The sequence below is a fragment of the Myxococcus llanfairpwllgwyngyllgogerychwyrndrobwllllantysiliogogogochensis genome (assembly GCF_006636215.1).
GTDB classification, from domain to species: domain Bacteria; phylum Myxococcota; class Myxococcia; order Myxococcales; family Myxococcaceae; genus Myxococcus; species Myxococcus llanfairpwllgwyngyllgogerychwyrndrobwllllantysiliogogogochensis.
In genome coordinates this window covers 1-8,302 of the sequence record NZ_VIFM01000388.1, presented here as the reverse complement: position 1 = coordinate 8,302, position 8,302 = coordinate 1, and the positions used below count along the sequence as shown (strand labels likewise).

Below are 8,302 nucleotides of genomic sequence, written 5' to 3'. Positions count from 1 at the left end.
CCCCTCCCTCCGCCGGCACCTGCTGGACGCGCTACAAAGACTTCCCCCCGACCACCGCGAGGCCGTGGTGCTCAGCAAGGTGGAAGGCTGGTCGTTCGACGAGATCGCCGCGCTCCGGGGAATCAGCGCGGGCGCGGCGCGACTGCGGGCACACCGGGGCTACGAAAAGCTCCGTGAGCTCCTCAGCGGGCTGGGAGAGGCGTGATGAAGGCGCCCATCGACATCGATGCCCTGCTCAACGAGACGCCTCGCACGGACGGCGCCTCGCTCGAACGCGCCCTCGCGAGCGCGCGCGGAGAGCTGGCCCTGCGCGAGCCCGTGCGTCGCTGGCGCACGGAGGCCGCGTGGCTGATGGCTTCGTCCGGAGGCCTGGCCATGGGAGTCGCCGGAGTGATGCTCGCCAGTGGCGCACTCACGGGCTCCGCGCTGCTGGAGCGTGTTCCCCTGCTGCTGCTGTTGCTGGCGACGAGTGCCGTGTGCGCCTGGGGCGCGTTGTCTCCACGAGGGCACGGGTTGCGTCGAGGCGGCGTGGGGCTGGCGATGGCCTGCGCGGCGACGCTCGTGCTCGCGCGCGGCTCTCCCAGCACCACACCTTCGCTGCCAGCCTGGGTCTGCACGGTGAGCCACCTGGCCGTCGGCGCCGCTCCGCTCGTGGTGGCGCTGTGGATGCTGCGCGGCGCGGCCTTCCAGCCCCTGCGTGCCCTGAGCGCCGGGCTGTCCGTTGGGACGACAGGTGCCTTCGTCGGCGAGCTGGCCTGCGAGCAGGACTGGCGTCACGTCGCCAGCTACCACCTGTTCGCCTGGGGGCTCATCTGTGTGATGGCCCTCGTCCTGTCACGTCACCTCAAACCCCGCTCCTACGCCCCATGACCCTGGACCCCTCTCTCATCGTGAGCACTGACGTGGACGGAGCGCCGGTGCGAATCGGAGAGCCCGTCACGGTCATCAGCGCGTCGTCGGACGGAACCATCAGCCCGGGCTTCCTCGGTCGCACCGGCACCGTCGTGGCCCTCGTCTACGACGACCCTGGCCTCCAGTACCCCTCCGACCCGCTCATCCAGGTGCGTGTCGACGGGTTGGGCGAAGACCTCTTCTTCCCGGACGAGCTGGAGCCCCAGTGGGCCCTGCAACGCTCCGCCCGCAAGCACCGCGAGCGGGCCGTGCCGGGAACGCATCGCGTGCAATAGCCAGCACCGCGACAAGCCAGGGCGACAATTCCTGGATTATCAAATTAAGATGAATTGCAGGTCAGGACTCACCCATACTCCCGTGCCACTCCATCGGAGGGGCCTCCGCGCCGGTGGAACGTGCCCGTGGCGGAGGCTGAACGCAATCGGGGGAGTCCATGAGAACCGTCATCCTGAAGTGGGTGCTGCTGGTCACCTGCCTTCAAGGCCCGTTGGCCTCGGCGCAGGCGCAGATCTCCGTCTGGCATGCCTTGAATGGACAGACAGAGGCAGCCTTCAACAGTTCGGTCCAGCGCTTCGAGGACAACAATCCCAGCCACACCGTGGCGGTGTCCCAGTTCTCCAGCCAGGAGGACCTCTACACGAGCCTCATGGTCGCCGTGGCCGGAGGCAACGCCCCGGACGTGGTGGTGGGCAATCACACGATGGCGCCCGCGCTCCTGGAAGCTGGCATCGTCGCACCCTATTGCATCCCCGGTGAGTGCCCCGAGTGCGAGTCGGCGAATCCTCCCCGTTGGTGCGCCTATGCCTCCAATGGGATCTACAACGACTACTCTTCCTACAGCGACTATGGAGGCTTCGAGGCGAGCATGATTCCAGCGCTTCAGCTCGACTCCAACCGCTGCGTCCAGGAGGACTGCGCGGAGTGCGCCGCCCCCACGCCGACAGGCTTCGCTCGCCCCCTGTACTGCGATTACATCCATCGGTCCTCGAACCTCGACATCTTGCAGGCGGGGTTCGCGGTGTGGAACGACGAATGGGAATGGGTGTTCCCCATTGGCAGGCCCGCCTGGTGGAGCCACCTCGCCTACGCGGTGGACCTGAGCTGGCTCGAGCAAATGGGCCTCGAGATGCCCGCGACGATTCCCGACGCGGAAGAGACCCAGTCCCATGCCAGCGGCATCCACGCCTACGACCTGGATGGTGAGTACTGCGGCACCGTGCCCTACCGCTTCAAGATACCCGGGTGGGTGGGTGGCCCGCTTCCGGACCCCTGGGAGAATGCGAACATCTTCATCGTCCCCTCCGAGCAACTCGCGTTCCTGTCCGAGCACCGTCCGGGCTTGCAGGCCGCCGTCATCGAGGGGCACCGACCGGAGATCATCGTGACGGGCGCCTTCGTGCTCTCCACCACCCAGGAGCGGAGCGCCGCGCTCGAGTTCATGTACGAACTGGGGAGCGACGAGACGCAGCTCGAGGGCGCGCTGGGCACCACGTTCCTGCCCACGAACAACGGGGCCTTCGAGAACACGTTCGACCTGGTGCCAGGAGTCCGGGACTCCGCGCTGGGCGGAGTGCTCGCTCCGACCTACCAGCAATAGTCCGACGCCGAGGGCATAGTCAGGGGGTGGTGACATCCCCTGACGACGCTCCGCGCCCGCTGGGTCGAAAGGCCTACGGCTCGATTCCCCACCTGCCTGGCTCCCGCACCGGCCCCGCGGACAAACACCTGTCGCTGGAGCTTGCGCGAATCTGCACCGAGCGCCTCCGCGATGCGCGTGATTCCGTCATCGTCCTGGAGAAGCTGGACGGCTCGTGTGTCGCCGCGGCCCGACTGGGAGACGAGGTCATCGCGCTGGGACGCGAGGGTCGGCTCGCCGCCCACTCTCCCAACGAGGCCCGTCAGCTCTGGTCCTCGTGGGTCTCCACCCACGCCGAGCGCTTCAAGGCCGTGCTCCAGCCTGGAGAGTGGCTCGTGGGCGAGTGGCTCGCGCTCGCCCACGGCACCCGGTATGCGCTGGCACACGAGCCCTTCGTCGCCTTCGACTTGATGCGCCAGGGTGCTCGCCTGCCCTGGGCCGAGCTCACCTCCCGCGTCCGCGCGGGTGGGTTCACCACGCCGGGCGTCATCCACGAGGGTGGCCCCCTGAACATCGACACAGCGATGGCACTGCTTCCACCCGGCGGGTTCCACCACGCCCTGGACCCCGTTGAGGGGGCCGTGTGGAGGCTCGAGCGCCAGGACGGCGCGGGTGTCAGGGTGGAGCTGCTGACCAAGTATGTCCGTCGCGACAAGGTGGATGGGAGCCTCCTGCCGGAGAACACCGGGCGTCCCGCCATCTGGAACTGGCGCCCCGCGGCGCTCCCATCGAAGGACGTGCTCCCGTGACTCGGGCCCTCTTCGTCACCGGTAACCAATACAAAGCCGACGAGGTCTCCCGCTTGCTGGCAGGCCTCGACATCACCTGGAAGAAGCTCGCCCTGCCGGGGCTCACCTCGGCGGAGGACGGCACTTCCGCCCCGCTGGACCTCGGCGGCATCGCGAAGCGCAAGGTGCTGGCCGCCCATGCACACCTCGGCGAGCCCTGCTTCGTGGAGACCACCGCCCTGGAGCTGGACGACGGAGAGTGCGTCACCGGCGCCCGCTTCAAGAAGGAGCTACTGGCCCTGGGTGAGCGCGCCTTCTTCGCGAAGCACGGCGGCCGCCGGGGCCGCACCCGCGTGGCGGTGGCCTTCTCCGAGGAAGGGGACCCGGACCGTGTCACCCTCTTCGAAGACGCCATCGAAGGCATGCTGCTCACCGCGTCCCGAGGCGACGGTGGCTACGGCTGGGACGGCGCGTGGTTGCCAGACGGATACCAGCGCACGCTCGGGGAGATGGCTCGCAACAAGTTCTTCCTCAACATGCGGCACCGCCCCTATCTGGAGCTGGCCGATCGACTGCGAATCGCGTCCCCGGGTGGCGCTTACGAGGCGCACCTTACCGTCTCCGCCCGCACCGAGGAGGACCTCCAGCGCTTCCGCGCGTTCTGCGACGCGGCCTCGGTGAAGTGCATCTTCATCGAGCTGGGTCGAGGCGCCGAGCCCTTCCAGCCCATGACGGCCTCCTACCACCACGGCACGCTCCGACAGGCGCTGGAGGAAGTCAGGGGCATGGCGCGCGCGCTCGCGAGCGAGGGCTTCGACGTGACGCGCATGAAGCTGGAGGCCCTCGGCAAGAACCGCGACATGCCCGAGGACGATGAGACCGCGCGCGCCCAGCCCGCCAACTACTTCGAGTTCCACGTGAAGGCCCTCATCCCCGCGAGCGGCGAGGGACTGGACACGCTGCATGCCCGCTGCACGCGGCACGGCGCCCACCTGTCACGCAACGCACGCAAGCTTCGCGAGGACGGCGCCAGCGAGCGCTTCGTCACGCTCCGCGTCCACCACCTGGGCAAAGCGAACGCCGACGCACGCTTCAACGCACTCCTCGAAGACCTCTCCGGGCTGGGCCTGACGCTGACGCAGCGACTGCGGGAGTTCACCGTCTACGACTCCAACCTCGGGCTCGACCGGGGCTGGCTGGAGACCGCGCCGTGAGCGCACACACCCTTCCCCTGCGCGCGGGAATCGCCGTCCTGCGCCGCCTCGCGCGCTCGCCCGACGCACCCGAGCTCGTCCTCCGGGGTGGGCTGATGATGCGCCGCTGGAGCGGCCCGGTGCCTCGCCCCGTCGAGGACCTCGACTTCCTCGCGGGCTTCCCCTTCGACACACGCGAGTCCGTCGACCGGCTGGAGCGACTGCTGCGGGATGACACCGGAGACGGCTTCACCTTCGGCGCCCTCCGCTCCGAGGTCATCTGGGAGGAGACGGAGTTTCCCGGCGTGCGCGTCCACGTGGAGACTCAGTTGCCCGGGGTGCAGTCACCCTTCGAGCTGCGCATCGACCTGGGCTTCGGCGACCCGATGGAGCCTCCCCCTGAGTGGATCGACTACGAGTCCTCGGACGCGGTTTCCGCACACGTCCTCGCCTGTCGCGCGGAGACACTGTTCGCGTGGAAGGTGCATGGCCTCTTCGAGCGCGGCAAGGGCCGCTTCCGCCCGAAGGACCTCTTCGACGTGTACCTCCTCACGCGGTACGCGCCCCTGGACGCCGCGCTCCTGCCTCCCGCGCTGCGCCTCGCGTTCGACGCACGCGGGGACTCGCTGGCGCTGATGGAGCGGCTGGTCGACAACGACTTCGGTCGCAGCCCGTGGAGCCTGGAGAAGTGGGCGCGCTACCGGGCCAGTGAACCAGAGGGACGCCCCGAGCAGCTCGCGGACGTGGTGACAGCCGTCGCCCAGGCGCTGCGCCCCGTGTGGGAGGTGGCGCGAGCACTACCGCCCTCGCGCCCCGAAGTCGCCCGCCGTGTCAGTACGACGCGGTGAGGCCCCAGTGGATGCTGGAGTACGTGTCTTCGGCCACGCCCCCGTTGTCCCAGCCCGTCCGCGTGCCAGGGCCACTGAAGGTGTCCTTGTAGCGCGACACCTTGAAGCGCACCTGGTAGCCGAACGGGCCCCACAGCTCGCCGGCCACGCCCAGCTCCGCTTCCCAGCCGAACGTCGACACCGAGGTACCGTAGTCACTCACTTCCAGGTCCAGCGCTCCGCCCTCGTCGTCGAAGCCGTGGCCGGGCTGAGGGCTGATGAAGAGCTGTCCCGCCGCCTCCAGGCGCACCTGGCGAATCAACGGCACCGACACCTCCAGGCCCACCGCGGGATACAGGCGATGGGTGCCCGACAGCGGGCTGTCCGCGGACTCGTCCACGTCGAAGGAGCGCGTGAGCAGGCCCGCACGCGCGCCCGCGTAGCCGAGCAACTGCGACGAGCCCAGGCCGAAGTAGTAGCGATACATCGCCTGAGCGGTGAGGACCGAGTCGGTGGCCACCACCTCGCGCGTGACGGACTGGCCCGCGTCGTTGAACAGCGTCACGTTCGTGGACGCGTACCCGCGCCGATAGCCCAGCACCGCGCCCAGGCCCCGCAGCGGCGAGGCGTGTCGGGCCAGCGGCAGCAGCTCCAGCTCCGCGGAGATGCCCAGGTACGGCACCGTCGACTCGTAGTCCGAGCGGTCCCCGAGCTGCTCGTCCTCGCTCTTCCGGTCGAACTCGTCGCAGGACTTCACGCCCGGACGCGCGCAGTACTTGCGCCACGTCGTCGTGCCACCCAGCGTGAGCCGGGCCAGCGGCGGTCGCACGGGCTCATTGCCCACCGTGCCGCCCGAGCCGGTATCCAGCGCCACCTCGAGGAACGGGTCCGTGGTGGTGTGCGACTCCGGGTCCTCGTCCATCGGCGGGGGACCGTCTGTCGGCTGCGGACCGATGGCCACGACCTCCGGCGTCTGCTCAGGCACCTTCGCGGGGCGCTCCGCCGGGGGAAGCGGCTTCGGCGACTCGACGGGGCGCTCCGCGACGGGAGCGGGCACCTCCGGCCTGGGAATCATGATGGAGCCGCCCTCGCCCGGGGCGGGCGGCGGCGTCTTCGGCGGCGGGGCCTCGGCCACGACGGGAGGAGGCGCCACCGGCTCGGCGGGCTGGATCGGCTCGGTCGGAGTGACACTCGCGGGCGGCTCGAAGGCGCGGGGAGCGCTCGACAGCGACTCGACAACGGCGAGCACTGCCCTCTTCGCCTCGGAGGAAGACAGCTTGCCTCGGGTCAGCTTCACGTCCTTCTCACCGAGCACGGTGCCGCTCGCATCCAGCACTCGCACCGTCAGGCCCGAGGGACCCACCGTGCCCGTGACGGCCGCGTCCAGCTTCATCCTCGGCGCCACGGCGACGAGCCCTGCATCCGTGAAGAGGGCGGCGCCCTTCAGCCCGTCCTTCTTCGCCAGCGTCGCGTACTGCTTGAGCGACTGCACCTTCACCTGCTTCGCGCGGCGAAGGGCGGACTCGAGCTGTCCGCGCACCTTGCCGCCGCGATCACCCTCCACCGTCAGCACGACGAGGCGCTTGGGCTCCTCCTTGGGCGCGGCCGCCTTGCGAGTCTTGACGGCCTTGGGCTTTGCCTTCGCCTTGGGCGCCACCACCTGGGCTGGCGCCGCGCGCTTCTTCTTGACGACCTGCGCCGACGCCCCCGGAGAGGCCAGCGCCACCGCCACGAAGAGCACCAGGCCCCAGCGAACCATCGCGTGTTGGGTGTTCATCATTCAGGAGTGGAAGGTTCACCCACCCCGCACGCGAAGTCCAGGCTTGCCCGGCCGTCCGGTCAGGCGTTGAGGTGCGCCGGAGCTCCCACCACCGTCTGGCCGGACGCGGAGGACGGCTCCGAATCCAACCCACCGAGGTCCTCCGAGCGATCCGTCTCCGCGACGTATTGAGCGCGGCCGATGCCCAGGAAGTCGCGGCGGTAGATGCGCACCATGGCCATGAAGATGGAGGCGATGAGCGGCCCCACCAGCAGGCCCATCATCCCGAACACCGCCAGCCCGCCGAACATGGAGAGGAAGACGAGCAGCGGGTGCAGCGCCATGCGAGAGCCGCACAGCCGGGGACGGATGACGTTGTCGATGCTCCCGACCAGGAACGTCCCCCAGGCCAGCAGGAAGACGCCCTCGCTCACCTGGCCCACCGCGATGAGCACCGCGCCAATGGGGCCCCACACCAGCGCCGTGCCGCCCACCGGCACCAGCGCCACCAGCACCATGGCGGCGCCCCACACCCCGGCATGCGGCACACCGGCGATGAGCAGGCCCACGAAGCCCACCGCACCCTGGATGAGCGCGGTGATGGTGTTGCCGTAGACAATCGCGTAGGCGACGTCGGTGAACTCGCGCGCGAAGGCCTCGAAGTAGCGGCGGTCCAGCGGAATCAACCGCATGACCTCCGCCACCAGCCGGCGACCATCCAGGAAGAAGTAGTACATGGCCACGGTCATCAGGAACATGTTGATGATCAGCTCCGTGCCCGCGCCCACCACGTCCTTCAGGAGCGCCGCGCCGCCCGTCACCGCCGCCATCAACGTGCGCTCCGTCTCCGCGCTCTCCAGATCCAACCGGATGTAACGGCTCAAACCCCGGGGCAGACTGGACGCGAACTGGTGGCGCAGGTCCACCTGCTCCAACAAATCTTGCGCCTGCCCCACGAACTGGAACACCTCACGCGCCACCATCCACCCCACCAGCGCCAGCGGTGCGAGGATGAGGAAGAACACCGTGAGGGTGGACAACCCGGCGCACAGGGGCTTGCGGCCCCGCAGCTTCTGACACAGGTAGTCCTGCACCGGCATGAACAGGACCACCAGGAAGCCGCCCAGCAACACGGGCATCAGGAACGGCAACAGAATCCTGGAGAACAGAATCAGCGCGAGCGCAAACAGCGCCGCGAACACGTAGTTCGACCACCGCCGCGAATCAGCCACCGCCCCACCCCACCC

At 69.1% G+C, this 8,302-nt stretch carries 9 protein-coding genes; 7 read left to right on the top strand and 2 right to left on the bottom strand.

The genetic code is table 11. The features are described 5' to 3' along the window. The 7 genes from FJV41_RS46235 to FJV41_RS46205 form a co-directional block, all read left to right on the top strand. The coding region (locus FJV41_RS46235; protein WP_281291628.1) for an RNA polymerase sigma factor at positions 1–205 on the top strand (205 nt) is incomplete at its 5' end. Beyond that, on the top strand, positions 205–870 hold the full coding sequence (locus FJV41_RS46230; RefSeq protein WP_141649019.1) for a DUF1109 domain-containing protein: 666 nt from the start codon (positions 205–207) through the stop codon (positions 868–870). The genes FJV41_RS46235 and FJV41_RS46230, both read left to right, overlap by 1 nt. Next, positions 867–1,187, top strand: a complete 321-nt coding sequence (locus tag FJV41_RS46225) for a Carotenogenesis protein CarS (RefSeq protein ID WP_141649018.1) — start codon at positions 867–869, stop codon at positions 1,185–1,187. The genes FJV41_RS46230 and FJV41_RS46225 overlap by 4 nt, the downstream gene beginning before the upstream one ends. Positions 1,188–1,345: 158 nt before the next feature. Continuing rightward, a complete protein-coding gene (locus FJV41_RS46220) occupies positions 1,346–2,509 on the top strand; it encodes a type 2 periplasmic-binding domain-containing protein (protein WP_141649017.1) in 1,164 nt (387 codons plus the stop codon). A gap of 29 nt (positions 2,510–2,538) precedes the next feature. Continuing rightward, entirely contained in the window at positions 2,539–3,297 is a 759-nt protein-coding gene (locus FJV41_RS46215) for an RNA ligase family protein (protein ID WP_141649021.1), read from the top strand. Further along, positions 3,294–4,490: a non-canonical purine NTP pyrophosphatase gene (locus tag FJV41_RS46210; RefSeq protein ID WP_181791423.1), complete on the top strand. Its 1,197-nt coding sequence runs from the start codon at positions 3,294–3,296 to the stop codon at positions 4,488–4,490. Before FJV41_RS46215 ends, FJV41_RS46210 begins: the two co-directional genes overlap by 4 nt. Then, positions 4,487–5,317, top strand: coding sequence for a nucleotidyl transferase AbiEii/AbiGii toxin family protein (locus tag FJV41_RS46205; protein ID WP_181791421.1), 831 nt, complete (start codon positions 4,487–4,489; stop codon positions 5,315–5,317). The genes FJV41_RS46210 and FJV41_RS46205 overlap by 4 nt, the downstream gene beginning before the upstream one ends. On the opposite strand, the gene FJV41_RS54390 is transcribed toward FJV41_RS46205, so the two are convergent. Both FJV41_RS54390 and FJV41_RS46195 read right to left on the bottom strand, forming a co-directional pair. Continuing rightward, positions 5,301–7,076 (bottom strand): hypothetical protein, encoded by a 1,776-nt coding sequence (locus FJV41_RS54390; RefSeq protein ID WP_246137843.1) that lies wholly within the window; start codon positions 7,074–7,076, stop codon positions 5,301–5,303. The genes FJV41_RS46205 and FJV41_RS54390 overlap by 17 nt on opposite strands. A 59-nt stretch (positions 7,077–7,135) precedes the next feature. After that, positions 7,136–8,287 (bottom strand): AI-2E family transporter, encoded by a 1,152-nt coding sequence (locus tag FJV41_RS46195; RefSeq protein ID WP_141649014.1) that lies wholly within the window; start codon positions 8,285–8,287, stop codon positions 7,136–7,138. Between the last annotated feature and the right edge of the window lie 15 nt (positions 8,288–8,302).

Bases quoted from the DNA above. Each gene is read 5' to 3' on its own strand.
- FJV41_RS54390 (WP_246137843.1), bottom strand. From the start codon at position 7,076: ATGATGAACACCCAACACGCGATGGTTCGCTGGGGCCTGGTGCTCTTC.
- FJV41_RS46220 (WP_141649017.1), top strand. From the start codon at position 1,346: ATGAGAACCGTCATCCTGAAGTGGGTGCTGCTGGTCACCTGCCTTCAA.
- FJV41_RS46225 (WP_141649018.1), top strand. From the start codon at position 867: ATGACCCTGGACCCCTCTCTCATCGTGAGCACTGACGTGGACGGAGCG.
- FJV41_RS46230 (WP_141649019.1), top strand. From the start codon at position 205: ATGAAGGCGCCCATCGACATCGATGCCCTGCTCAACGAGACGCCTCGC.